Below are 22,063 nucleotides of genomic sequence, written 5' to 3' on the forward strand. Positions count from 1 at the left end.
CGGGGACTCCTCCCAGGCGGTGACCCCGAGACGGCCCGTGGAGCCGAGGTCCAGGGGCGCACCCGGCGTGTCCTCCGTGGCAACGGGGGGCAGGTGACAAAACGCGGCAAAAGCGGGAAAGTCCCTCGGGCGATCTCTCACCCGCCCGCGGACCTGACAGGATCCCGTCCGTACGTGTGGAGACGCCTGTCCGGCCGGTTCCGGCGGCCCGGCGCGTCTAGGCTGGGAGGCCCCACCGGGCGAGAGCGCCCGGGAAACCGACCTGAGGACATCGACCTTGACGACACCCGGTCTGGAGGAGAGAGGGCGCATGCGGAACGTCTCCCGGACCTCGCTCGTGGACGCCGCCATCGAGCAGCTCCGCAAGGAGATCACCGGCGGGGCGTGGCCGGTCGGCACGAAGATCCCGTCGGAGGCGCAGCTCGCCGCGAGCCTCGGCATGAGCCGCCTGTCGGTGCGCGAGGCCGTACGGGTCCTCGCGCACGCCGGCCTGCTGACCACGCGTCAGGGCGACGGCACGTACGTGACCGCGACGGACGAGTCCAGGATCGCGCTGCGCCGCCGGCTCGACCGCGCCGCCGCCATGGACATCATCGACGTACGGCGCGGGCTCGACCTGGTCGCCGCCCGGCTGGCGGCGGTCCGGCGCACCGAGGACGACCTCGCGGCGCTGCGGGAGACGCTGGAGCGCCGGGACGCGGCCGGGGAGGCCGGGGACCTCGACGGGTTCGCCGACGCGGACGTCGCCTTCCACCTGCGGGTGGCGGACACCGCCCGCAACCCACTGCTCGCCGACCTCTACCACAGCATGGGCGAGGCCGTCCGCGACAGCGTCCGGGACGTGCGGCGGACCTCGCACGAGCCGGACACCTCGCACTGGGCCCTGCTGCGCGCCATCGAGTCGGGCGACGCCTCCGGAGCCGTGGAGGTGTCCATGGCCATCCTCGACACGCACGAACGCGAGCTGCGGCCGGCACCGCCGGCCGGGACTGACCAGGCACGCGGCTAGGCTCCCCGTATGGGGACCAGACGTGCCGACGCCGAGCGCAACATCGCCGCGATCCTCGAGGCGGGGCGGCGGGTGCTGAGCGCCGACCCGGGCGCGAGCGTGATGCAGGTCGCCAAGGAGGCGGGCGTCGGCCGGGTGACGCTCTACGGCCACTTCCCCTCCAGGGAGGCCCTGGTCGGGGCGGTCGTGACCCACGCGGTCGAGCTGGCCGGCACGACGCTGGCGGCCCTCGACCTCGACGCGCGGCCCGCCCGTGAGGCGCTGGCCGAGCTGGTGCGCTCGTCCTGGGACGTGCTGAGCCAGCACAGCCGGCTGTTCCTGGCGGCCGACGCGGCGCTGCCGGCGGAGGGGCTCCGCGAGCGCCACGCCGAGCCGCTCGACCGGGTGGAGCGGCTGATCGTCCGGGGCCGCGACGAGGGGGCGTTCCGGACGGACCTGCCGGTGACGTGGCTGGTCAGTACGTTCCTGGCGATCCTGCACACGGCGGCGGGCGAGGTGGAGGCGGGACGGCTGGCGCGCGAGGAGGCGGGCGAGACGCTGGTCCGCACGCTGGACGCGCTCCTGTCGCCGCCCCGGGCCTGACGGTCTCGCGCACGCTCAGCCGGGAAGGACGACGGTGTCGTCCGGGGCGTCCGGACGGGACCGGCGGCGGGTGGGACCGCGCAGGAGGGCCACCGTGAGGAGCGCCCCCGCCGCCGCGGCGATCGCCAGCGTGTACGGCGGGACACCGCGCCCACCCGAGCCGGGCACGTCCTCCGGAGTCGCCGCGGGAGCCGCGACGGGAGCCGGTGCGGCCGGCGCCGGCGAGGACAGCACGGTCGTCCCCTTGCCCGCCGGGAAGCCGGGCGGCCGGATCTGCCCCCAGTAGTCCGCCCCGGGAGCCACGGCCGCCGGGATCGCGTCATGGGGCACGGGGTTCACCGCCAGCCCGCCGGGCACGGTGAGCGTGCCCAGCGGATGCGGCTGGAACCGCCCCTGGACGCCCTCGACCCGCCAGGTCCCCCGGGGCACGACGAGGGCCGTCGCGTAGTGGCCGGCCTCCGGCAGCCGCGAGCCGGCGAACATCAGCACCTCGCCGTCCTGCCCGGTCAGCCGCAGCCCCGTCCGCCCGAGGTCGCCCTGGTACGGGTGGTTGCCGTGCTGGAGCACCCAGAACCCCAGCGTGTACGGCGTGGCGGCGGCGAAGCGCGCCGGCGCCGGGTCCAGGTAGGTCACCGCCCAGTTCCCCGCCGCCCAGGCCGGCGCCGCGGCCGCGAGCAGCGCGAGGCCGAACAGGCCGGTCAGGGCTCTCACGATCGTCTTCATGGTGCTGGTACACCGGGCGGCGCTCCGGGGTTCCCGGGCCGCACGGCGCGGTGGCCGCCGGACGGGTGACCACCGCGCCGTCACCGCGCGGGGCGTGAGGTCAGGAGGACTGGTTGCTCATCAGACGGTCGATCTTCCAGCCGTTGCTCGACTTCTCCAGGATGAAGAACTCCCGGAAGTTCTGGTTGTCCTGCTGGCTGGTCGCCCGGACGAGCGCGTAGGTGTCGCCGAGCTTCTCCGTGTCCTCGATCGTGTACGTGCCGGACATCGGCCCGGTCATCATCCCCTCGTAGGCCTTGCGGATGGCGTCGGTCCCCTCGGCGGTCGCCGTGCCCTCGAGGGCGGTCACCGCGTCACCGGCGAACAGGGCCACGACGTCGTCCACCTTGCCCGCCTTGATGGCGCCGAAGTAGCTCTGGACGATGCCCTTGGGCGTGTTCTTGGCCGCCATGCTCTCCGACGGCGAGGCGCTCTCGGTCGGCATCGAGCTCATGTCCGAGGACGGCGCGCCGGGACTCGCCGCGCTGCCGCCCATGGCCTCCGTGCCGCCACCGGACGCGCAGCCCGTGACGAGCAGAGCAGGGACAAGCGTCGCCAGCAGGAGTGACCTGCCCTGAAGAATCTTGTGCATGGCGGCTTGATGCCCATGCCACTCGTGATCGAATGCCCGCTTGTCCAGTCCGAACCCGCCTTTTACGGTTCGCAGGGATCATGCCCGGCGGGCGGGGGGAGCAGGCCGCGTGGCCTTCCGGGGCGCCCCCGCGGCATGCCGGGCGGCCCGTCAGGGCAGGATCTCCGACGGTGGGTAGACGTGTGGGCCCTGGTGGCCCGGCGGCAGGACGCAGCGCCGTCCCGAGTCGGCACTGGCGCAGCGATCGGCACTGTCACGCTGCGGCAGAGGGGCTGGGGCGTTGGTGACGTTCGGCTCCGTTCCGGACACCCGGTGGACGTTACGGTGAGGCCCCGGAGGGTTGGTCGCGCGATTATCACGATCCGACCTCTGAACGGTCTCGCCACAGCGGTGAAGCGTCACGGTGAGTGAGTTTCCGCGATTCCGGCCTGGGCAGGTGTGCGGGATGCGTACCGACGGTGACGGCGAGGTGACGGTGACTCCCTGCGAGGACGGGCCGCTCCTCGTGCGCGGGAGGTTCCGGCTGGTGACCCAGGACGGGCGGCAGATCGACCCCGGGCGGGCGACGGTGGCGCTGTGCCGGTGCGGGCTGTCGTCCACGAAACCGTTCTGCGACGGCTCGCACCGGGCGGCGGGCTTCCAGGCCGCCAGCGCCCCGGACCCCGGCCCCGCCGCCTGACCCACCCGACGCCCTCAAGACCGGGCAAAGTGCGACATGTATGCGTTATCTGCGCATATCGGGCGGGTAGCAGCACACCACAGCAAGGGGGAGAATCATGATCAAAATGCTGCACAAGATGGGAATCCGATCCCATCACGCCTACATGGCCGGGGCGATGTCCATCGGGCTCTCGTTCGCGACGTGGGCACTGTCCACCAAGGCCGAGGCGGCCGGACTCGACCGTGCCGACCGGTGGGGCATCTTCGTGGGCGAATGGGCTCCCACGTTCTTCGCCCTCGGCGTCGCGCTCCGCCTGGAGGAGGGCGGCCGCGAGTCCGTGGAGGGCATGGGCGGCCCCATGCAGGAGATGGGACGCGGGCAGGAGGCGGACACGGACGTGTTCGACCGCGCGTCCAGCGGCATGTCGCACCGCGCCCCCACGGGGATGTAGGCGGGCCGCACCAGGCGTTCCGGATCGCCGCGGGCACTCTGGGGGAGCCCGCGGCGATCCTTGTCCGGGGGGCGTGCGGGCACCGGTCAGGCGGTGGCGCGCTCCGCCAGGAGCCGGAGCGGCTCGTCCGTCAGCCTGAACGTCGTCCACTCGTCCTGCGGCACCGCGCCCAGAGCGCGGTAGAACCCGATCGCCGGCTCGTTCCAGTCGAGCACCGACCATTCGAGCCGCTGGTAACCCCGCTCGGCGCAGATGCGCGCCAGCTCCGCCAGCAGCGCCCGGCCGTGGCCGCCGCCCCTGCGGTCCGGCCGCACGTACAGGTCCTCCAGGTAGACGCCGTGCGTGCCGCGCCAGGTGGAGAAGTTGAGGAACCACATCGCGAACCCGACGACCTCGCCGGCCCTGTGACCCTCCTCGTTCCCCTCGTCCTCGGTCGCGACGTGCGCGAACACCGCCGGAGCGGCGCCGAAGAGCGCGGCGCGCAGCTGCTCCTCGGTGACCCGCACCTCGTGCGCGGCCTTCTCGTACGTGGCGAGGTCGTGGATCAGTCCGAGGATGGCGGGCACGTCGTCAGGGGTGGCGCGGCGAATCATCCCCCCAGCGTAGGGGACCTGCCGCCGGGTCCGGTCTCAGGCGCCTTCGAGGACGCGGGTCAGCCAGTCGAGGGTGCCCGTGCGCAGCGCCTCGTCCGCGAGCCGTTTCGCCGTGGCCGTCTTGAGCGCGGCCAGCGAGCTGTCGATCCACGGCTGCACGTTCTGGTGGCCCTGCTCCCGGTACTCGACGGCCTGGAGCAGGCATTCGAGCTTGTCGGCGTCGCGGGCGCAGACCGCCTCCAGGCTGACCTTCTCCTCGTACTCGGCGATCGCACCACGCAGCATGGAGGCCACGGCCTCGGGCACGTCGCTCGTCTGGTCGGCGGTGACGTCCTCGTTGGCGGGCGCCTTGAGGTAGCGCTTGGCGACGTACGGGATGTCGGTGATGCGGGTCTCCTGGCTGTCGTGGAACAGGCTCATGAACGACGCCCGCTGCGGGTCTCCCCCCTCCAGCACCGCGACCACCCCCGCGATGACCGCCGTACGGAACGAGTGGTCGGCGATGCTCTCCGGATCCCGCACGCCGGCCACCAGCCAGCCGGTGCGCTTGTAACGCTTGAGCAGCCCCATCTCGTAGAGCAGGCCCGTCAGTCCCGTCATGTCGTCAGCCACGAGGGTCCCCTCTCACCTCGGTACCTATGGGCCGAGCGTAGACGACACTTTCCCCTGCGGGCGGCGTCCGCGCCGACACGCCGCACCGCGCCGCCCCGGACGCCCCCGTCCTGACCGCCTCTGGGACGATGTCCTCCGGTGTTCAGGACGGGATGTGACGACCATGACGGATGACGGCGTGCGGCTGCGGACGGCCGAGCCGGGCGACTACGACCGCATCGCCCCGGTGGTGGACGACTGGTGGGGACGCCCCCTCCAGGGCAGCCTGCCGCGGTTGTTCCTCGACCATTTCCACCGCACCAGCCTCGTGGCGGAGGACGGCGACGCCCTGACGGGGTTCCTCGTCGGTTTCCTGTCGCCCTCGGTGCCCGACGCCGCGTACATCCATTTCGTGGGCGTCCACCCGGACCGGCGGGGAGACGGGCTGGCGCGCCGGCTGTACCGGAGCTTCTTCGACCTGGCGGCGGCGGGCGGGCGCACGCGGGTGCAGGCGATCACCGCGCCGATCAACCACGGCTCCATCGCGTTCCACACGGCGATGGGGTTCGCGGTGCGGGGTCCCGTTCCCGACCACGACGGGCCGTCCACCGACCGGATGGTGTTCGAGCTGCGGCTCGGCGGCGCCTGAGGCGGCTTCCCGGCGGTCACGACTCCTCTCGTGGCGGGCGGGGGCCCTCGAAGCCGGCCAGCCACCTGATCAGCAGCCTCTCCAGCTGGTCGGCCTCCTCGGGCGTCAGGAGGTCGAGGAGGCCGCGCTCGTTGCGCATGTGCTCGGTGAACGCCTCGTCGAACAGCTCCCGGCCGGCGTCGGTGAGCGCGACGACGCGGGCGCGGCCGTCGTCCGCGCTGGGCCGGCGGGTGACCAGGCCGGCGCGTTCCAGCCGGTCGATCCGCTTGGTCATGGCGCCCGTGGTCACCATCGTGTACGCGGCCAGCTCGCCGGGAGCCCGCTCGAACGGCTCCCCGGCCCGCCGGAGGGCGGCGAGCACGTCGAAGTCCCCCTCCCCCAGCCCGTAGCGCCGGTAGACGACCAGCAGCCGGTCGGTCAGGTGGCCCGCCAGGCGGTGCAGCCGCCCGATCACGCCCAGCGGACGCACGTCCAGGTCGGGTCGCTCGCGGGCCCACGCCTGCAGGATGCGCGCCACATGATCCGCGTGATCCGGTCCGCTCACAGAGTCGCTCATGGCTCCACAATAGCTTCCAAGGAAGCTACATTGTCTTCCATGGAAGCTACATTGCGGTGGGCGCCGGTCACCGCGATCGCCCCGGTGGCATGGGGCGCCACGTATCTCGTCACGCACCGGTTCCTGCCGGCCGACAGCCCCCTGTACGGCGCCGCGATCCGGGCGCTGCCCGCCGGGCTGCTCCTCCTCCTCGTCCGCAGGCGGCTTCCGCGAGGGTCGTGGTGGTGGAGGTCGCTGGTGCTCGGCACCCTGAACATGGGCGCGTTCTTCGCCCTGGTCTACCTCGCGGCCCAGACGCTGCCGACGAGCATCGCCTCGACGATCATGGCCACCTCGCCCGTGGTGATGATGCTGTTCGCCTGGGCCGCGCTGGCGGAGCGTCCCCGGGCGGCGCACGTGGCCGGCGCGGCCATCGGGATCGCCGGCGTCTGCCTCCTGCTGCTGAGGGGCGCGGCCACCGTGAACGCGACCGGGGTGCTGGCCTCCGTCCTGGCGATGACCATGTCGTCGTTCGGTTACGTGCTGGCCAAGAAGTGGAGCGCGACGGTCGACGTGTTCTCGCTGACGTCGTGGCAGCTCATCGCCGGGGGCGTCGTGCTGGTTCCGGTGGCCGTCGCGGTGGAGGGCGCGCCGCCGCCGCTGGACGGGCCCGCGGTGCTCGGGTTCGGGTACGTGACGATCGTGGCGACCGCGCTGGCCTTCGCGGCCTGGTTCACGGGGCTGCGGCACCTGAGCGCGGGAACGGTCGGGCTCATCGGCCTGCTCAACCCGCTGACCGGCGTCCTGCTCGGCACGGTGGTGGCCGGCGAGACGCTCACGGCACAGCAGCTCCTCGGCCTCGCCCTGGTCTTCGCCGGCATCCTCCTCGGCCAGCCGATCACCGCCCGCCTCCTCGCCCGGGGTCCCTCCCTCAGGCGCCGGCCTCGGCCGTCACCAGGAACATCAGGAACGACGCCAGGAACGGCCGTCCCCGCAGCTCCTCCACCCATTCCTCCGCGGCCGTGCCCAGACGGCCCGCCGCCACGGCCCTGAGCACGTTGCGGCGCAGTCCCAGCAGCCGGTCGGCCGTGTCGAAGTCGCGGAGCACCGGCGCCACGGCGACCACGGAGCGCACGGTCAGCCCCGCCTCGGCGCACAGCCGCGCGAGGCCGCGGCCGATGGTCGCGTTGCGGACGATCTCCGTGGTGATGAACCGGGTGAGGCCGCGGCCCATGTCCGGATCCCGGGAGTCGATCAGCAGGCCCTCCCAGTCGGGTTCGGCCATGACGATCCGTGCCCCGGGGCGGGCCACCCGCCGGAACTCGGCCAGCACCCTGGCGGGGTCCTCGACGTGCTGGAGCACCCGGTCGGTGCGGGCCCGATCGACGCTGCCGTCGCTCACCGGCAGAGCGTGCAGGTCACCGGAGCGGACCTCGACGCCGGGCCGTCCCTCCACCCGGACGGCGGCCTCGGCCACCATGGCGGGGTCGCGGTCGACGCCGACGACCCGGCCGCCCGGCGCGACCGCCGCCGCCATCGTCCCCAGATCGGTCCCGGGCCCGCAGCCCATGTCCACCACCGTCTGGCCCGGCCGGAGGTCGAGCAGGCGGAGCACCCGCCGCTTGTAGGCGCGGCCCGGGACGCTCGCGGCCACCTGGTCGAGGTAGGAGATCGGGTCGGGCGTCATCGTGCCTCGGTTCTGGATCATGGTCCGAGCCAAGCACACCGGTGTGGCGTTCCCGCGGGGAGAGCGTCGAGATCCCGTGCAGCCTCGCCGCCGTGACGCGCCCGGAAATCGCAGAGGACATCCGCCGATATATCCCGATACGGTGGTCGATCACGACCGCTCTGCGGCCTCCTCCTCGTCCCGTCCCCACGGAAGGGTGACCCGTGAACGGTCCCGGTGAGCTCCTGAGCGACCCGACGACGCCGCCTCCCCTGACCGGCGCCCGTCTGGGCGACGACCTCATCCTGTCCGTGGTCACGGGTTCGCGCGCGTACGGCCTCGACTCCAGCGGCTCCGACACCGACCGGCGCGGGGTGTTCGCGGCGCCCACCGCGGACTTCTGGCGGCTGGACAAGCCGCCCACGCACCGCGACGGGCCGTTGCCGGAGCAGTTCTCCTGGGAGGTGGAGCGGTTCTGCGCGCTCTGCCTCGCCGCCAACCCGACGGTGCTGGAGTGCCTGTGGTCGCCGCTCGTGGAGGTCGTCACCCCGTACGGGGAGCGGCTGCTGGAGTTGCGCGGGGCGTTCCTGTCGCAGCGGGCGCACGAGACGTTCGCCGGGTACGCCGACGCCCAGTTCCGCCGCCTCGACCCCGCGGCGCCGAACTGGAAGCAGGCCATGCACATGATCAGGCTGCTGCTGAGCGGGCTGCACCTGATCCGGCACGGTGAGCCGCTGGTGCGGATGGACGCCTTCCGGGACCGGCTGCTGGGCGTCCGGCGAGGCGCGGTGCCGTGGGCGGAGGTCGACGCCTGGCGGGCCGCGCTGAACGCCGAGCTCACCGCCGAGCTGGACGCCGGGCGCAGCGTCCTGCCGGCCGTACCGGACCGGGACCGGGTGGAGGAGTTCCTGATGGACGTGCGCAGGGGGCATCTGTGAGCCTGCCCGCCTGGCTGCCGGAGATCCCCGGCGAGCAGCCATACCCCCTGGCGTTCGCCACGATCAGCGGCGCGCACCTGTACGGCTTCCCGTCGGCCGACTCGGACGTGGACCTGCGCGGCGTGCACGTGCTGCCCGCCGAGCAGGTCGTCGGCCTGCGCACCGGCCCGGAGACGCTGGACCGGACGTGGACCAGGGAGGGCGTGGAGGTCGACCTCGTCACGCACGACCTGGCCAAGTTCTGCCGGCTGCTGCTCAACCGCAACGGCTACGTGCTGGAGCAGCTCCTGTCGCCGCTGGTCGTGGCCGCGTCGCCGCTGCACGAGGAGCTCGTCGCGCTCGCGCCGGCCTGCCTGACCCGGCACCACGCCCACCACTACCTCGGGTTCGCCCGGACGCAGTGGCGGCTGTTCGAGAAGACGGACCGGCTCAAGCCGCTGCTGTACACGTTCCGGGTGCTCCTGACCGGCCTGCACCTCATGCGGGCGGGCGAGATCGAGGCCGATCTGACGCGCCTGTACGGGTACGGCCCGCCGTACCTGCCCGACCTGGTCGCCGCCAAGCGCGAGGCCGAGCACGGCGCGGCACCCCCCGTGCCGGCCGCGGCCGAGGACGTGAACCGCCTGACCGCCGAGCTGACCGAGGCCCAGGAGTCCTCGTCGCTGCCCGGGGCGCCGACGGCGCACGACGCGCTGCACGACCTGCTGGTACGAGCACGACTCGGGTAGGCGCCGGCCACCGCTCCGCTCAGCCGTCCGCGCCGGGCCCGTCGTTCTGTCGCCCGTCGCTGCTATAGCTAGCCCACCGTCCGACATTTCATGGTTTTTCATAGGAACGGGGCGCTCGATGGCATCAGTGATCTTTCGCGATGAGACGGCGACAGGCCGGGCCCTGGAGGAGTTCTCCCTCCCGGACGTGCCCGAGCGGATCTCGGCTCGGGAGCTGGTACGGCTCCGCGTCCGCGAGGAGGTGGCCCGCCACAACGCCGCGCCCTCCGCTCGTTTCCGCGGCCTGGTGAAGCCGACGGACGCCGAGGCGGAGCTGAACGGCTACCGGATGCGCGCCTCCCGGCGGCTGGACTGGGAGCGGCAGGCCGAGGCCGCCGAGGCCGCGTTCGCGCGCAACGGCTTCCTGCTGCTCGTCGGCGACCGGCAGATCGAGGACCTGGCCGAGGTGATCGATCTGACCGCCGACCCGGTGATCTCCTTCGTGAAACTGGTGCCCCTGGTCGGGGGCTGACCCGACCTCCTGGGGATTCTGTCGGCGGCGTCCGGCAGGATCTTCCGCATGCGGCTATCTCCCCCGGCACTCCACCTGCTGGACCTGATGACCGGAGCCACGGAGCGCACCTCGCAGTGGCCCGACGCCACCCGGCTCAGCGCGTTCGAGCTCGGCGCGCTGCTGCCCGCGGCCTACCGGGTCGTGGACCGGTCCCCAGGCGCCATGCCCGCCCGCTTCGCCGTGGAGGGGGAGGCCAAGGAGCGCCAGCCGCTGTTCACGACCGAGACGTGCGCGGATCTGTTCGACGCGCTGGTGGAGGGACTGCCTCGCCGCAAGTGGGCCGACATGTGCTTCGCCGCCGGCGCGCTGGTGCGCTGCCCGGCCGGGCCGCCGCTGGAGCGGCTGGCCCGGCCCGCCCGCGCGCTGGTCGGCTTCCTGCTGGCCGAGGACCGGCTGGACAACCCCTTCGCGCTGCTGGCCGTCGCCGGGCTCGCCGGGATGGACGCGGAGGTGGCGGAGCGGCTCACCGCGGGGCGCGGGCCGATCGCCGTCGCAGAGGTGGAGCTGGTGCTCGGCTGGGACGCGGAGCGGCGGGCGCTGTTCGCCGAGACCGTCCAGGCACGCTCGTACAACGCCTGGCCGCCGCTGCCCGACGCCCGGGAACGGCTCGCCGGCCTGCCCGGCTACCTCGACCTCGTCCGGGCCACCCTGGAGACCGCCGAAGCTCGGGTCGCCGCCATCCACGCCGGGGACATCCCCTACAAGGCGGACAAGGCGTTCGAGGCCGGGGAGAGGGACGCCATCGGGCGGGCCGCGCGGATGGCGCTGTTCCGGGACGAGCCGTGGCTGCCCGGGGTGCTGGAGCGGCTGCTGCCGGGCGTGGCGGTGGCGCCCACGCAGGCCAGGACGCTCCCCTCGCAGGGGGTGCTGTTCGAGATCGCCCGCGCCGTGGAGGACCACCCGACCCCCGAGGCGATCTCGGCGCTGCGCGCCGCCCGGGGGGCGACCAGGCACGCCGGGGTTCCCAAGCAGCTCGACCGCATGCTCAAGCGGATCGAGCCCGCCCTGGCCGAGCGGGTGGAGGTGGCGTTCCGGCTGCCCGACGGGCGGGTGCGGCAGGCGGTCGGCGAGCACACGGCGGTGATCTCGACCGAGGGAGCGGTCGAGCTGTCGTGGTGGCACGGGGACAAGAAGCTCAAGTCGGTCCCGGCGGCGGTCAGACGCGAGCACGGTGACGAGGTCAGACGGCTGCGCGAGCTGGCCAAGCGGGTGAAGCAGCAGCAGGCGACCCTGGTCAGGGCGCTGGAGGCCGGATATCCGAGCGACGTCACGCCGCCGTACCGGCGGCTGGAGGGACAGCCGGTCGCGGACCGGCTGATCTGGGAGTTCGAGGTCTCCCCCGGCGAATGGCGCAGCGAGCTGGGGCTGAGCGTGCCCGACGTGCCGGTGCGGCTGTGGCACCCGGCGCGCGCCTCGGTGGAGGAGGTGACCGCCTGGCGGGAGGTGGTGCAGGGCAAGGAGCTGCGGCAGCCGTTCAAGCAGGCGTTCCGCGAGGTGTACCTGCTGACGCCCGCCGAGGAGGCGACGGAGGTCTACTCCAACCGGTTCGCCGGCCACGTCGTGAGCTACCACAAGCTGTACGCGCTGTTCAGACAGCGCGGCTGGGCCGCGGACCACCTCGGGCCGTGGGACGGCGGCGGCTCCGGCGAGGCCCGCCGGATTCTGGCCGGGGGCCGGTGGCGGGCGTCGTTCTCCCACGAGTACGCCTGGCACGACCACGGTTACGCCGCCACCGACCAGGTCCGCTTCCACCGGCTGGCCGACGGCGGCTGGCGCCTGGCACCGCTGGCGGAGGTGCCGCCGCTGGTGTTCAGCGAGGCGATGCGCGACGTGGACCTGTTCGTCGCGGTCACCTCGATCGCGGCCGACCCGGAGTGGACCGACCGGGGCGTGGACGGGCTGCGGGACTACTGGCGGACGAGCTCGTTCGGGCAGCTGCCGCCCTCCGCCGAGGTCCGGCGGGACGCGCTGTCCCGGCTGATCTCCCGTACGAGCATCGCCGACCGGTGCGCGCTGACCGACCGGTTCCTGGTGGTCCGGGGCGACCTGCGCACCTACAAGATCCACCTCGGCTCGGGCAACATCCTCATGGAGCCCGACGACGCCTACCTCTGCATCGTCCCCCGCGGCACCGGCGACCGGGTCTTCCTGCCCTTCGAGGAGGACGGGGGCATGCTGTCGGTCATCCTGTCCAAGGCGTTCCTGCTGGCCGCCGACACCGCCATCACCGACCCGAGCATCACCCGCCAGATCCAGCTCACCCGATGACCAGCCGGGGGCGCTCCGGCGCCGGCGTCCACGGATGATCCTCGGCCCGGCCGGCAGCGCCCCGGTCGCAGTGGTCCGATCGCCAGACGCTGCCAAAGAGCCGCATAGGTGACATGTCGGGTAATTCCGGGGCGTCAGGGTACGGACGGCTCGGTGACACCGAGCATGGCGTGGGGGATGGGGACAAGGGACACCGGCACACGGGGGCGGACACACGGCCTCCCGGCGGAGAGAACGAGCTTCGTCGGGCGCCGACGGGAGATTGCCCAGATCAGGCGGATACTGTCGGCCACACCCATCGTGACGCTGACGGGTCCGGGCGGCGTGGGCAAGACGAGACTCGCCGCACGAGCCGCGGCGGCTCTGAGCAGTGCGTTCCCAGACGGCGTGTGGATGGTCGACCTCGCCGCGCTACGCAGCCCGGAGCTTCTGGCTCCAGCGATCGTCGAGGCGCTCCGGATCCGCGATGACACGGCTCGCCCGCCGCTGGAGGTGCTCACCGGCCACCTGAAGGACAAGCGGCTACTGATGATCCTCGACAACTGCGAGCACATGGTGGCCGAGTGCGCCGTCGTGGCGCGGACGGTCCTGCGGTCGGCACCGGATCTGCGGATCATCACGACCAGCCGGCAGTCGCTGCGGGTCCCCGGTGAACAGTTGCTGGAAGTGCCGCCCCTCGGACTGCCCAGCGGCGCGCGGCCGCGGGCCGGACTGCTCACCCGGTTCGACGCGCCGCGGTTGTTCGCCGAGCGGGCCGAAGCCGCCGCGCCGGGTTTCGCCGTCACGGAGGCCGACGGCGACGCAGTGGTGGAGATCTGCCGCCGCCTCGACGGCATCCCGCTCGCCATCGAACTGGCGGCCGCACAGCTACGGGCCCTCTCGCTCGGGCAACTGCTCGCTCAGCTGGACGATCGGTTCGGGCTGCTCCCCGCTCCCGGAGCCGTGCCCGATCATCATCGGACGCTGCGGGCGTTGATCGACTGGAGCCACGGGCTGTGCACGGACGAGGAACGGCTGCTCTGGTCCCGGATGTCGACCTTCGCGGGGAGCCTTGACCTGGAAGCGGCGGAGGCCGTGTGCGGCGGCGACGGGATCGCTCGCCAGGACGTCGTCGACCTGCTGAGCAGCCTGGTCGACAAGTCGATCCTGATCTCCGAGCACGATCGGGAGGGCGTCCGGTACCGGGTCCTCGAGACGATCCGCGACTACGGGCGGGAGAAGCTGGAGGAGTCCGGGCAGGCGGCGGTCCTGCGCCGGCGACATCGAGATCATTACCGCCGGCTGGCGAGCGAGACCCGGGCCCGGGTATCCAGCCCGGAACAGACATCCTGGCTCGCCCGCCTCGGCGCCGACCACGCGAACCTGCGGCTCGCCCTGGAGTGCTGCTACACCGAACCCGGGCAGACAAGGGCCGGCCTGGCCATGGCCGCCGACCTGATGTACCACTGGGTCAACGGCGTCTACCTGGGGGAAGGACGCGCCTGGCTCGAACGGGGGCTGGCGGCCGAGACCGAGCCCGGCGACGTCCGGGTCCGGGCATTGTGGACCGACGGCGTCCTGGCCATCATCCAGGCGGACATCCCCTCCGCCCAGGCGGTGCTGCGGGAATGCCGGGCGCTGGCGGACGACCGTCGGGACCTGATGGCCCTCGCCTATGTCGCCCTGGGCGAGGGGCTGCTGATCCTGGGCCGGGAGGACCCGGTCTCCGCGATCCCCCTCCTCGAGGACGCGGTGCGCCGTTTCCGCGCCGTGGACGACCCGGTGGGCGTCGTGGAGGCGCTCATCCGCCTCTGCGTCGCCCGTTGCTCCACGGGAGAACACGCGCTCGCCGTCTCCATCGGGAAGGAGACACTGGACGTCTGCGACCGGCACGGGCTGGGCTGGCACAAGGCGTACACGCTGGGTGTGCTGGGCGTCGCGGTCTGCCAGCAGGGGGACACCCGGCACGCGGCCGCGCTCGTGTCGGAGGCTCTGCGGTTCAACCGCTCGCTGCGCGATCAGCGGGGCGTCGGCCTGGACCTGGAGATCCTGGCCTGGATCGCCACGACGCAAGGCCGGCTCCGGCGAGCGGCCCGGTTGTACGGGATTCTGGAAACGCTCTGGGCGAGGATCGGCAGCCGCCCGCCTTCCGGATACCTGCATTCCGCCGCGCACGGTGAACAGTCGAGATCCCACGCACGACACGCCATGGGCGAGTCGACGTTCCAGGCGGAGTTCGTCCAGGGCGCCGGACTGCGTTACGGCGAGGCGCTGGCGTACGCCCTGGACGAGCAGGAGGAATCGGCCGGCCTCGACTCATCACGCGGGCGCGACCTGCTGCCGCCGCTCACGGAGCGGGAGACGCAGATCGCCCGGCTGATCGCCCAGGGGCTCAGCAACAAGGAGATCGGGATGTCCCTGATGATCGCCCGGCGCACCGCCGAGGGCCATGTCGAGCACATTCTGGACAAGCTCGGGCTCGACTCCCGTACCCAGGTCGCGGTCTGGGTCAGCAGGCACGATCCGGCGCGAAGCTGAGCCAGTACGGCGTTCGTCACCCTGTGGAGCGCGGGTGCGTCGTCAGGCACCGGCGTGGACCAGGTCGTGGGCGGCCTCGGCGAAGGCGCGGACGCGGGCGGTCGCGCCCTCGGCTCGCCAGAGCAGTCCCCATCGCAGTGGCTGGGCGTCGCTGAAGGGGACGTAGGCGACGTCGGGGCGGGCGTAGTAGCGCCTGGCCTGCGCGCCGACGGGAAAGACGCCGTGCCCGGCGCCGATGAGGGTGAGCATCTCGTTGAAGGTGGAGGCGGAGGGGCCTGGCTCGATCGGCCGCCCGGCCGGGGTGGTCCGCGGGGTCCGGTCCTCGCGCAGGGAGTCGGGCAGCGTGTCCGGCAGTTGCAGCAGCCTCACCCTGGCCAGGTCCTCCAGGGACACCGATGCGCGGCGGGCGAAGGGATGCTGAGCGGGCACGGCGAGCATCCGCGCTTCGGACACCAGCACCGGGCCGGTGACGATGTCGGATTCGTGGATCGGGAAGGTGCCCAGGGCGAGGTCGACCTCGCCGCTGCGCAGCCACGGCATGAGGTCGCCCATCTGCGCCTCGCGAAGCCGGACCTCACAGTCGGGCCGGCGTTGCCGGAACAGCTCGGTGGCCCCGACGAGCAGCTGACCGCCGGCCGCGCCGACGAAGGCGACCCGGAGCGTGCCGGTGAGGCCACGCCCGGTGTCGATGGCACGCAGGAGCGCGGCGCCGATCTGGTCCCAGGCGGGGCGCGTCTCCTCGTACAGCTGCTGACCCACCGCGGTCAGCCGCACGCGGCGGCTGGTCCGGTTGAACAGCGGGACGCCGATGCGGCGCTCCAGCTTGGCGATGGTCTGGCTGATGCGGGAGGTGGACACACGCAGTCGCTCGGCGGAGCGGCCGAAGTGCAGCTCCTCGGCGAGGGTGAGGAACGCCTCCAGCTCGTGCCGCTCCAGCATGCGACTCCTCCATCGTTAACACAGGCTTCACGATCGTTGCACAGCGTCGCGTTGATCCGCCACTCGTCCCGGCCGAGAGTGGGACCACTCCACATCCCTCTGACCTGTACGGGAGCATGCGATGTACGTTACTGACGACCACGCCCTGTCCGCTCCGGCCGCCGACAAGGAGGCGGTCGTCGCGGAGCTGCGGGACCGCGCCGAGATCGTGGACGCGCTGTACCGGTTCGGTCTGGGCCAGGACCTGAAGGACAAGGAGCTGTTCGCTTCGGCCTTCGCCGCCGACGCCGAGCTGGACTTCCGCCCGGCGGCCGCCAAATGGGGCGCGCAGCCGCCGCTGATGTCCGGGCGGGACACGATCGTCACCACGATTCTGGCCATGTTCACCGGCCGGGTGGACACCACCCACCAGATCACCAATGCCCGTGTCGTCGTGGATGGCGACACCGCGCGCCTGACCGCGCTGGTGGAGGCCCAGCATCTGCTGTCCGCCGACCACGACACTTTCGCCCTGCTGAAGAACCCTTACGACGTGGGGCTGATCCGGGACGGCGAGCGCTGGGTCATCCGCCGCATGCGCATCGACAACACCTGGTACGTCGGCGACCCCGCGGCCATCTTCGCCGGCTGACTCCCACCCATCACCAGAGAGAAGACCATGAACGCCCTGACCACCCTGCGCTCCGTCGTCCGCGGCCGAGTTTGGCTGCCCGGCGAGCCCGGCTTCGACGCCGCCCGCAGCCCCTGGAACCTGGCCGTGGAGCAACCGGCGGCGGCCGTCGTCGAGGCCACGGACGCCGACGACGTCGCCGCGCTCGTCCGGCACGCCCGCGCCGCCGGGCTGGGCATCGCCACCCAGCCGAACGGGCACGGCGCCACCGGCCGTACCGACGGCACCATCCTGCTGCGCACCCGCCGGCTGGACGCCCTGCACCTCGACCCGGCGGCCCGCCGGGCCCGCATCGGCGCGGGTGTGCCCTCGGGCCGTCTGCAGGCGGCCGCCGCACCGCACGGCCTGACCGGCCTGCCCGGCAGCTCCCCCGTCGTCAGCGTCACCGGCGTGGCCCTCGGCGGCGGGCTGAGCTGGTTCGGCCGCGCCCACGGCTGGGTCGCCGACAGCGTCACCGCCTTCGACGTCATCGACGCCGAAGGGCGCCCGCGGCATCTCACCGCCGAGTCCGACCCCGACCTGTTCTGGGCGCTGCGCGGCGGGGGCGGCGACTTCGCCGTCGTCACCGCCCTCGAGCTGGCTCTGCACCCCGCACCGCATCTGTACGGCGGGCGGACGCTGTGGGACGCCGAGCAGGCCCCCGCCGTCATCGACGCCTACCGGCAGATCACCGCCGCCGCCCCCGACACGCTCACCGTCTGGCTGGACCTGCTCCATTTCCCCGGCTCCGCGCCCATGGTCGCCGTGGACGCCACCTACCTCGGCGACGAGAGCGAGGCGCGCGACCTGCTGGCCCCGCTGGACCGTATCCCCCAGCCGCTGTCGGATTCCCGACGCGTCATGTCGGTCGCGGAGCTGGGATCCATCACGGCCGAGCCCACCGACCCGGGCGCGGGCGCCTCGCGCGGCGAGCTGCTGACCGACCTGGACGACACCGCGGTCAAGACACTGCTGGCGGACCCCATCGCCCCGCTGCTCAGCGTGCAGATCCGGCACTTGGGCGGCGCGCTGGCCCGCCCCTCCGACAGCCCGCACGGCCCGCTGACCGAGCCCTACGCGCTCTACCTGTTCGGCATCCCCGCCGACCCCGCCACGGCCGCAGCCGTCACCGCCAGGCAACGCGGCCTCGCCGGGTCCCTCCCCGTCAGCGGCCGCAAGCCGTACACCTTCCTCAACCCCGGCGAGACGGCGGCCGACGCCTTCACCCCCGCCGCCCTCGCCCGGCTGCGCGCCGTCAAGCGCCACCACGACCCGCACAACGTCTTCCGCTCCAACTTCCCGGTGGAGGGCTGAGCCCTCGCTCTGCGTGCGAACGTCGTCAGCACGTGACGGGGCCAGGGCGTCGCCCGTGCCGGCAGGCCGCCGATCCCGGCTGCTCTGCTGATCCACACCCGCGGCAGGCTCCGCGCCGTTGCCGCGGGTGACCACCCACGGCAACGGCGCGCTAGCCTTCGGCCGCCGTCTTCAGCATGCGGAGCATGTCTTCGTGGCCCTCGCGAAGCTTCGCGCTGCTGTAGAAGAGCGTCAGCAGGGGGCCGGACATGGACTCCTCGATGGTCACCCGGGTCTGCCCGTTCTCGGTCGGGTCCAGCCGCATCCGGTCGATGGCCTTGAAGCAGCCCATCGCGACACCCGTCCAGGCGAGCTCCCGCTCCGGCTCCACCACGGCGAAGGTCGATCTGATCGCCGATCCCCGGATGTTCCAGCGGAAGGTCGCCTGAGGCTTCACCTCGCCGAGCTCGACCACATACGCGTCCGAACGCCACTCCGGCCAGTTCTTCATGTCGACGAGCAGCTTCCACACCTTGCCGGCGGGGGCGTCGATGACGATCGAGGACGAGGACTTGACGGGCGCGTCCTCATCGAGCCGCCCCTTGCTGGCGTACTCCTCGTGCAGGCGCTCGATCGACGGGCCGGTGTAGAGAACCTTCATGACATTCCTCCAGAGCGATGTTCCTCAACGAGAGCAATGCTCTCACTGAGGCGCACGGCCGTCAAGAGCACTGCTCTCGATATGGATCGGAGATCTAGACGTTCGGGGTACGGAGCACCGTAATGACCCGGGCCAGTCCGGGGCCGTCCGGCAGGCGCAGGGTCTCGTAGGCCACCTCCAGGCCGCCGACCAGCGGACGCCGGCACAGCGTCGCGGGCGCGGGCCGGTTGATCCTGGTCGCACCGTGCCCAGGCACGCGCCTCTGGCTGTGCCCGTCGCCGCTCGCCACGGTGGACCGCGGCCCCGCAGGCATCATCGTCGCCCTGGCCGAACAGATCGGCTGACGCGAGCCTGCCGCGGGACGGGGCCCTTCGGCGCGCGTCAGCGCCCGGACCGGCGCAGTGACTTCAGCCGCACGACCAGCTGGTCCATCCGGTAGTACAGCCCCGGCGGGACGTGCGGGAGGACCCGCGAGTGCCGCTGGCCGAGCAGCGCGATCATCCGCTCCGGCGGGAGGTCGACGTAGCGCGGGAGGTTCTCGTACCACCGGGCGCTGTTGCGGGCCGCCCGCTGGGCGGACACGAGCGCGGCCTTGCGCTCCCGCTCGTAACGGGCGAGGGCGGGCTGGAGGTCCGGCTCCTCGTAGATCGCCCTGGCCAGGACGGCGGCGTCGGCGAGCGCGAGGGCGGTGCCCGCGCCGATGGAGTAGTGCGTGGTGTGCGCGGCGTCGCCGATGAGGACCAGGTTGCCGTGGTGCCACGTCCGGTTGGTCAGGGTGCGGAAGTTGAGCCAGCGCGCGCTGCCGTCGGTGTGCGCCCGGCCGATCAGCGGGTGCCCGTCCAGGATGTCGGCGAAGAGCTTCTCCAGCAGGGCCAGGCTGTCGGCCTCGTTCGCCTGGTGGAAACCGAGTCCTTCCCAGGTCTCGGGCGAGCACTCGACGACGCAGGTGCTGTGGGTCTCGCTGAACCCGTAGCCGTAGCACCAGATCCAGCCGTGCTCGGTCTCCGCGAAGGCGAAGGTGAAGGCGTCGAAGACCTTGGTGGTGCCGAGCCAGGTGTAGATGTTGCGCCCGACCGCGACCTCGGGCCCGAAGTGGTCGGCGTGGCGCTCGCGCAGCGCGCTGTTGACGCCGTCGCCGGCGATGACGAGGTCCGCGTCGGCCAGCTCCTCCTCACCGGTGACCTCGTGATTGAACTCGACGTGCACGCCGAGAGAGCGGGCCCGCTCGGTGAGGATGTCGAGCAGCCGGTGCCGGCCGACGCCGAAGCCCTCGTCCCCGTTCTCCACCGTGACCGTCCACCGGTCGTGCACGTGCGCGACGAAGCTGTCCCACCGGACGGAGCTCTCGCGGATGGCGAGCGCGGACTCGTGGTCGGCGCCCTGGAGATTCTTGAGCAGCTCGTCCCAGTAGGTCACGCCCCAGCCGTACGTCGACCCGGCCGAGTTGCGCTCGTAGACGGTGATGTCATGGGAGGGGTCCATCCGCTTCATCAGGATCGAGAAGTACAGACTGGCGGGTCCCCCGCCGACACAGGCGACCTTCACACCGAGCTCCCATCGTGACTTAAAGTAATCAATTGACATCATAGAGTAGCAGAAGAGCTGCACGGCAGGACGACCTCATCCTGCTGAGCCCCTGGCCAGGAAATGGCCAACTACGACTCAGCCCGGGGCCGCCAGGTCCATCGGCGCGAGCCCGGCCGGGGCGGTCGTGGCCGCGATGCCAGGCCGTCGACGAGCATCGACCACCCCGCGCGACCACGTCGTCGGGCCGACAAGACCTGACGAGCCGGAGGGGCACCGGCCGACTTGACCTCAAGCGGTCTTGAGGTACCAGGCTGCCAGCCATGACATCACACGTCGATCCTGCTGTTGGAACGGCTGTCGTGCTCGGTCCGGGCGGCCTCGTCGGCACGGCCTGGATGGCCGGTCTGGCGGCCGAACTCCGCCGCCGGGACATGGACCTGGCGCCGGCGGATCTGATCGTCGGCACGTCGGCGGGCGCGATCGTGGGCGCCATGCTGGCCACCGGCGAGGACCTGACCCGCTTCGCCGCTCCCCGCCCCGACACCTCCGTCCCCGCTTCGGCCTCCGCCGCCGCTTCCACCTCCGTGCCGCGTCCGGCGCCCGCCGTAGGGCAGGCCGATGTGTTCGCCGTGCTGGGCGACCCCGCACTGACCCCCGCCGAGGCGTTGCGGCGGGTGGGGCAGCTGGCGTTCGACGCGGCGACCATCACCGAGGAGGAGCACCTCGCGCGGATGGGCCGCCTGGTCACCGCCCGCGCCTGGCCCGAGCGACCGCTGCTCATCACCACGGTCAACATCGAAACCGGCGAACCGCAGGTATGGGATCGCACCAGCGGGGTGCCGCTGATCGCGGCAATCGCGGCCAGCTCGGCCGCGCCGGGCACCACCCCGCCGGTCGCCGTCAACGGACATCGCTACCTGGACGGCGCCTTCGGCGGCGGAAGCCACGCTTCCCTGGCGGCCGGCGCCGACGTGCTGGTCCTCATCGAGCCGCTCGCCCACCTGTTCCCCGCTGAGACCCCGCCCGGCGACACGGTCGTCCGCATCACGCCCGACGCCGAGACCATCCAGGTCTTCGGCTCCGACCTCGGCGAGGTCACCTCCTGGCTCCCCGCCTACCAGGCAGGGGTACGGCAGGCCGCCGAAGCCGCCGACCGCATCCGCGAGGTGTGGTCGGCGGCCCAGGCGTAGGCGCCCGGGGCGATCCCCGGGACGCACGGCGCATCCGGCGACGTCCGAAGATCAGCGAGGAGATACCGGGGGCGCGGTGAGCCTCAAGGCCGAGGCCTGGGACGAGGCAGGAACCCGGGTCAAGCTGACCCGCACCCGCGCGTTCACCCTCCGAGCGCACTGACGCCCCGGCTGCCGACATCGACCGAGGGAACGGCCATCTCAATGGCCCGCCCGGGTCACATACAAAGGGCAGCGATGAGGCTACGGTGAGAGACGTGAGCGACGATCAGCAGCCGGAGAGCCCGATCTGCGGCACCTGCCTGGGAGCCGGCGGCGAATGGTTCGACCGGAACGGCACCGGCAGCAAGCAGTCGACGTGGGTGTCCTGCAGGACGTGCGACGGCACCGGGCGGGTCGGGTGACCGACCCCATCACCTGCCCGGAGTGCCAGGGACAGAAAGGCGAGCGCCTCGGCCACCTGTTCCTCGCCTGCCAATTCTGCGGCGGCCTCGGCTGGGTGGGAGGCGAGCACGAGCCCGCCGAACGCGGCAAGGAGCCGCCGCCGGACGGTCCGCCGCCCGCCTGGGAGCACAAGGTGTGGTCCGAGCCGTACATCTCCGCGCAGCTCTGCTGCCGCTACTGCCTCGGCGCCCGCCGCGTCACCCACGTGGACAAGGAGGCCGGCACCATGAGCAGCGCCTCATGCGTCTGCGCCACGCCCCCGTAG

General features: G+C 72.5%; 25 protein-coding genes and 1 pseudogene. 16 read left to right on the forward strand and 10 right to left on the reverse strand.

Annotated elements, in window-relative coordinates; genetic code table 11:
- Positions 1 to 310: 310 nt before the first annotated feature.
- Both AB0H64_RS12805 and AB0H64_RS12810 read left to right on the forward strand, forming a co-directional pair.
- A complete protein-coding gene (locus AB0H64_RS12805; RefSeq protein WP_357623331.1) occupies positions 311 to 1,009 on the forward strand; it encodes a FadR/GntR family transcriptional regulator in 699 nt (232 codons plus the stop codon).
- Positions 1,010 to 1,018: 9 nt separating this feature from the next.
- Complete coding sequence (locus tag AB0H64_RS12810; protein ID WP_357623332.1) at positions 1,019 to 1,591, forward strand: TetR/AcrR family transcriptional regulator; 573 nt, start codon at positions 1,019 to 1,021, stop codon at positions 1,589 to 1,591.
- Positions 1,592 to 1,606: 15 nt separating this feature from the next.
- On the opposite strand, the gene AB0H64_RS12815 is transcribed toward AB0H64_RS12810, so the two are convergent.
- Together AB0H64_RS12815 and AB0H64_RS12820 are read right to left on the reverse strand one after the other, a co-directional pair.
- Positions 1,607 to 2,314, reverse strand: a complete 708-nt coding sequence (locus AB0H64_RS12815) for a hypothetical protein (RefSeq protein WP_357623334.1) — start codon at positions 2,312 to 2,314, stop codon at positions 1,607 to 1,609.
- Positions 2,315 to 2,414: 100 nt separating this feature from the next.
- Positions 2,415 to 2,945 (reverse strand): nuclear transport factor 2 family protein, encoded by a 531-nt coding sequence (locus AB0H64_RS12820; RefSeq protein ID WP_357623335.1) that lies wholly within the window; start codon positions 2,943 to 2,945, stop codon positions 2,415 to 2,417.
- Between the two features lie 445 nt (positions 2,946 to 3,390).
- Here AB0H64_RS12820 and AB0H64_RS12825 point away from each other — a divergent pair, with 445 nt between their 5' ends.
- Together AB0H64_RS12825 and AB0H64_RS12830 are read left to right on the forward strand one after the other, a co-directional pair.
- On the forward strand, positions 3,391 to 3,624 hold the full coding sequence (locus tag AB0H64_RS12825) for a CDGSH iron-sulfur domain-containing protein (RefSeq protein ID WP_357623337.1): 234 nt from the start codon (positions 3,391 to 3,393) through the stop codon (positions 3,622 to 3,624).
- Positions 3,625 to 3,721: 97 nt separating this feature from the next.
- Positions 3,722 to 4,057, forward strand: a complete 336-nt coding sequence (locus AB0H64_RS12830) for a hypothetical protein (protein ID WP_357623338.1) — start codon at positions 3,722 to 3,724, stop codon at positions 4,055 to 4,057.
- Between the two features lie 86 nt (positions 4,058 to 4,143).
- Here AB0H64_RS12830 and AB0H64_RS12835 read toward each other — a convergent pair whose 3' ends face one another.
- Positions 4,144 to 4,650, reverse strand: a complete 507-nt coding sequence (locus AB0H64_RS12835) for a GNAT family N-acetyltransferase (protein ID WP_357623340.1) — start codon at positions 4,648 to 4,650, stop codon at positions 4,144 to 4,146.
- 36 nt (positions 4,651 to 4,686) lie between these two features.
- A complete protein-coding gene (locus AB0H64_RS12840; protein ID WP_357623342.1) occupies positions 4,687 to 5,262 on the reverse strand; it encodes an HD domain-containing protein in 576 nt (191 codons plus the stop codon).
- Between the two features lie 163 nt (positions 5,263 to 5,425).
- Between AB0H64_RS12840 and AB0H64_RS12845 the strand changes: the two genes are divergently transcribed.
- The gene (locus AB0H64_RS12845; RefSeq protein ID WP_357623343.1) at positions 5,426 to 5,890 is read left to right on the forward strand and encodes a GNAT family N-acetyltransferase; all 465 of its coding nucleotides are present in this window, start codon (positions 5,426 to 5,428) and stop codon (positions 5,888 to 5,890) included.
- 16 nt (positions 5,891 to 5,906) lie between these two features.
- Here the strand turns inward: AB0H64_RS12845 and AB0H64_RS12850 are convergent, their stop codons facing one another.
- Positions 5,907 to 6,446: a MarR family transcriptional regulator gene (locus AB0H64_RS12850; RefSeq protein WP_357623344.1), complete on the reverse strand. Its 540-nt coding sequence runs from the start codon at positions 6,444 to 6,446 to the stop codon at positions 5,907 to 5,909.
- A 39-nt stretch (positions 6,447 to 6,485) separates the two neighbouring features.
- Between AB0H64_RS12850 and AB0H64_RS12855 the strand changes: the two genes are divergently transcribed.
- Entirely contained in the window at positions 6,486 to 7,478 is a 993-nt protein-coding gene (locus AB0H64_RS12855; protein WP_357623345.1) for a DMT family transporter, read from the forward strand.
- A gap of 85 nt (positions 7,479 to 7,563) precedes the next feature.
- Here the strand turns inward: AB0H64_RS12855 and AB0H64_RS12860 are convergent.
- Positions 7,564 to 8,133 (reverse strand): annotated as a pseudogene (locus AB0H64_RS12860) (methyltransferase domain-containing protein); the annotation flags it as partial.
- 182 nt (positions 8,134 to 8,315) lie between these two features.
- Between AB0H64_RS12860 and AB0H64_RS12865 the strand changes: the two are divergent.
- From AB0H64_RS12865 to AB0H64_RS12885, 5 genes are all read left to right on the forward strand, one after another.
- Positions 8,316 to 9,029: a nucleotidyltransferase domain-containing protein gene (locus AB0H64_RS12865; RefSeq protein WP_357623347.1), complete on the forward strand. Its 714-nt coding sequence runs from the start codon at positions 8,316 to 8,318 to the stop codon at positions 9,027 to 9,029.
- Positions 9,026 to 9,757, forward strand: coding sequence for a nucleotidyltransferase domain-containing protein (locus AB0H64_RS12870; protein ID WP_357623349.1), 732 nt, complete (start codon positions 9,026 to 9,028; stop codon positions 9,755 to 9,757). Before AB0H64_RS12865 ends, AB0H64_RS12870 begins: the two co-directional genes overlap by 4 nt.
- A 118-nt stretch (positions 9,758 to 9,875) precedes the next feature.
- Entirely contained in the window at positions 9,876 to 10,268 is a 393-nt protein-coding gene (locus AB0H64_RS12875) for a hypothetical protein (RefSeq protein ID WP_357623351.1), read from the forward strand.
- 48 nt (positions 10,269 to 10,316) lie between these two features.
- Positions 10,317 to 12,578, forward strand: a complete 2,262-nt coding sequence (locus AB0H64_RS12880; RefSeq protein WP_357623353.1) for a DUF4132 domain-containing protein — start codon at positions 10,317 to 10,319, stop codon at positions 12,576 to 12,578.
- 177 nt (positions 12,579 to 12,755) lie between these two features.
- Positions 12,756 to 15,095 carry a LuxR C-terminal-related transcriptional regulator gene (locus AB0H64_RS12885; RefSeq protein ID WP_357623355.1) on the forward strand — a complete coding sequence of 780 codons (2,340 nt, stop codon included), beginning with the start codon at positions 12,756 to 12,758 and terminating at the stop codon, positions 15,093 to 15,095.
- Between the two features lie 42 nt (positions 15,096 to 15,137).
- Here AB0H64_RS12885 and AB0H64_RS12890 read toward each other — a convergent pair whose 3' ends face one another.
- Positions 15,138 to 16,034 (reverse strand): LysR family transcriptional regulator, encoded by an 897-nt coding sequence (locus AB0H64_RS12890; RefSeq protein ID WP_357623357.1) that lies wholly within the window; start codon positions 16,032 to 16,034, stop codon positions 15,138 to 15,140.
- Positions 16,035 to 16,155: 121 nt separating this feature from the next.
- Here AB0H64_RS12890 and AB0H64_RS12895 point away from each other — a divergent pair, with 121 nt between their 5' ends.
- Positions 16,156 to 16,665 (forward strand): nuclear transport factor 2 family protein, encoded by a 510-nt coding sequence (locus tag AB0H64_RS12895; RefSeq protein ID WP_357623359.1) that lies wholly within the window; start codon positions 16,156 to 16,158, stop codon positions 16,663 to 16,665.
- A 27-nt stretch (positions 16,666 to 16,692) separates the two neighbouring features.
- The gene (locus AB0H64_RS12900) at positions 16,693 to 17,997 is read left to right on the forward strand and encodes an FAD-binding oxidoreductase (RefSeq protein ID WP_357623361.1); all 1,305 of its coding nucleotides are present in this window, start codon (positions 16,693 to 16,695) and stop codon (positions 17,995 to 17,997) included.
- 151 nt (positions 17,998 to 18,148) lie between these two features.
- Here the strand turns inward: AB0H64_RS12900 and AB0H64_RS12905 are convergent, their stop codons facing one another.
- The 3 genes from AB0H64_RS12905 to AB0H64_RS12915 form a co-directional block, all read right to left on the reverse strand.
- On the reverse strand, positions 18,149 to 18,637 hold the full coding sequence (locus tag AB0H64_RS12905; protein WP_357623362.1) for an SRPBCC domain-containing protein: 489 nt from the start codon (positions 18,635 to 18,637) through the stop codon (positions 18,149 to 18,151).
- A 94-nt stretch (positions 18,638 to 18,731) separates the two neighbouring features.
- Complete coding sequence (locus AB0H64_RS12910; RefSeq protein WP_357623363.1) at positions 18,732 to 18,893, reverse strand: hypothetical protein; 162 nt, start codon at positions 18,891 to 18,893, stop codon at positions 18,732 to 18,734.
- A 125-nt stretch (positions 18,894 to 19,018) separates the two neighbouring features.
- Complete coding sequence (locus AB0H64_RS12915; protein ID WP_357623365.1) at positions 19,019 to 20,182, reverse strand: FAD-dependent monooxygenase; 1,164 nt, start codon at positions 20,180 to 20,182, stop codon at positions 19,019 to 19,021.
- Positions 20,183 to 20,484: 302 nt separating this feature from the next.
- On the opposite strand from AB0H64_RS12915, the gene AB0H64_RS12920 reads away from it, so the two are divergent.
- From AB0H64_RS12920 to AB0H64_RS12930, 3 genes are all read left to right on the forward strand, one after another.
- Complete coding sequence (locus AB0H64_RS12920; protein WP_357623367.1) at positions 20,485 to 21,354, forward strand: patatin-like phospholipase family protein; 870 nt, start codon at positions 20,485 to 20,487, stop codon at positions 21,352 to 21,354.
- Between the two features lie 257 nt (positions 21,355 to 21,611).
- The gene (locus tag AB0H64_RS12925) at positions 21,612 to 21,758 is read left to right on the forward strand and encodes a hypothetical protein (RefSeq protein ID WP_357623369.1); all 147 of its coding nucleotides are present in this window, start codon (positions 21,612 to 21,614) and stop codon (positions 21,756 to 21,758) included.
- Positions 21,755 to 22,063, forward strand: coding sequence for a hypothetical protein (locus AB0H64_RS12930; protein ID WP_357623370.1), 309 nt, complete (start codon positions 21,755 to 21,757; stop codon positions 22,061 to 22,063). The genes AB0H64_RS12925 and AB0H64_RS12930 overlap by 4 nt, the downstream gene beginning before the upstream one ends.

This window comes from Nonomuraea sp. NPDC050733 (assembly GCF_040654215.1).
Lineage (GTDB): Bacteria > Actinomycetota > Actinomycetes > Streptosporangiales > Streptosporangiaceae > Nonomuraea.

Bases quoted from the DNA above. Each gene is read 5' to 3' on its own strand.
- AB0H64_RS12820 (WP_357623335.1), bottom strand. From the start codon at position 2,945: ATGCACAAGATTCTTCAGGGCAGGTCACTCCTGCTGGCGACGCTTGTC.
- AB0H64_RS12920 (WP_357623367.1), top strand. From the start codon at position 20,485: ATGACATCACACGTCGATCCTGCTGTTGGAACGGCTGTCGTGCTCGGT.
- AB0H64_RS12810 (WP_357623332.1), top strand. From the start codon at position 1,019: ATGGGGACCAGACGTGCCGACGCCGAGCGCAACATCGCCGCGATCCTC.
- AB0H64_RS12830 (WP_357623338.1), top strand. From the start codon at position 3,722: ATGATCAAAATGCTGCACAAGATGGGAATCCGATCCCATCACGCCTAC.
- AB0H64_RS12895 (WP_357623359.1), top strand. From the start codon at position 16,156: ATGTACGTTACTGACGACCACGCCCTGTCCGCTCCGGCCGCCGACAAG.
- AB0H64_RS12850 (WP_357623344.1), bottom strand. From the start codon at position 6,446: ATGAGCGACTCTGTGAGCGGACCGGATCACGCGGATCATGTGGCGCGC.
- AB0H64_RS12855 (WP_357623345.1), top strand. From the start codon at position 6,486: ATGGAAGCTACATTGCGGTGGGCGCCGGTCACCGCGATCGCCCCGGTG.
- AB0H64_RS12815 (WP_357623334.1), bottom strand. From the start codon at position 2,314: ATGAAGACGATCGTGAGAGCCCTGACCGGCCTGTTCGGCCTCGCGCTG.
- AB0H64_RS12880 (WP_357623353.1), top strand. From the start codon at position 10,317: ATGCGGCTATCTCCCCCGGCACTCCACCTGCTGGACCTGATGACCGGA.
- AB0H64_RS12905 (WP_357623362.1), bottom strand. From the start codon at position 18,637: ATGAAGGTTCTCTACACCGGCCCGTCGATCGAGCGCCTGCACGAGGAG.
- AB0H64_RS12875 (WP_357623351.1), top strand. From the start codon at position 9,876: ATGGCATCAGTGATCTTTCGCGATGAGACGGCGACAGGCCGGGCCCTG.
- AB0H64_RS12835 (WP_357623340.1), bottom strand. From the start codon at position 4,650: ATGATTCGCCGCGCCACCCCTGACGACGTGCCCGCCATCCTCGGACTG.
- AB0H64_RS12890 (WP_357623357.1), bottom strand. From the start codon at position 16,034: ATGCTGGAGCGGCACGAGCTGGAGGCGTTCCTCACCCTCGCCGAGGAG.
- AB0H64_RS12805 (WP_357623331.1), top strand. From the start codon at position 311: ATGCGGAACGTCTCCCGGACCTCGCTCGTGGACGCCGCCATCGAGCAG.
- AB0H64_RS12845 (WP_357623343.1), top strand. From the start codon at position 5,426: ATGACGGATGACGGCGTGCGGCTGCGGACGGCCGAGCCGGGCGACTAC.
- AB0H64_RS12825 (WP_357623337.1), top strand. From the start codon at position 3,391: ATGCGTACCGACGGTGACGGCGAGGTGACGGTGACTCCCTGCGAGGAC.
- AB0H64_RS12900 (WP_357623361.1), top strand. From the start codon at position 16,693: ATGAACGCCCTGACCACCCTGCGCTCCGTCGTCCGCGGCCGAGTTTGG.
- AB0H64_RS12885 (WP_357623355.1), top strand. From the start codon at position 12,756: ATGGGGACAAGGGACACCGGCACACGGGGGCGGACACACGGCCTCCCG.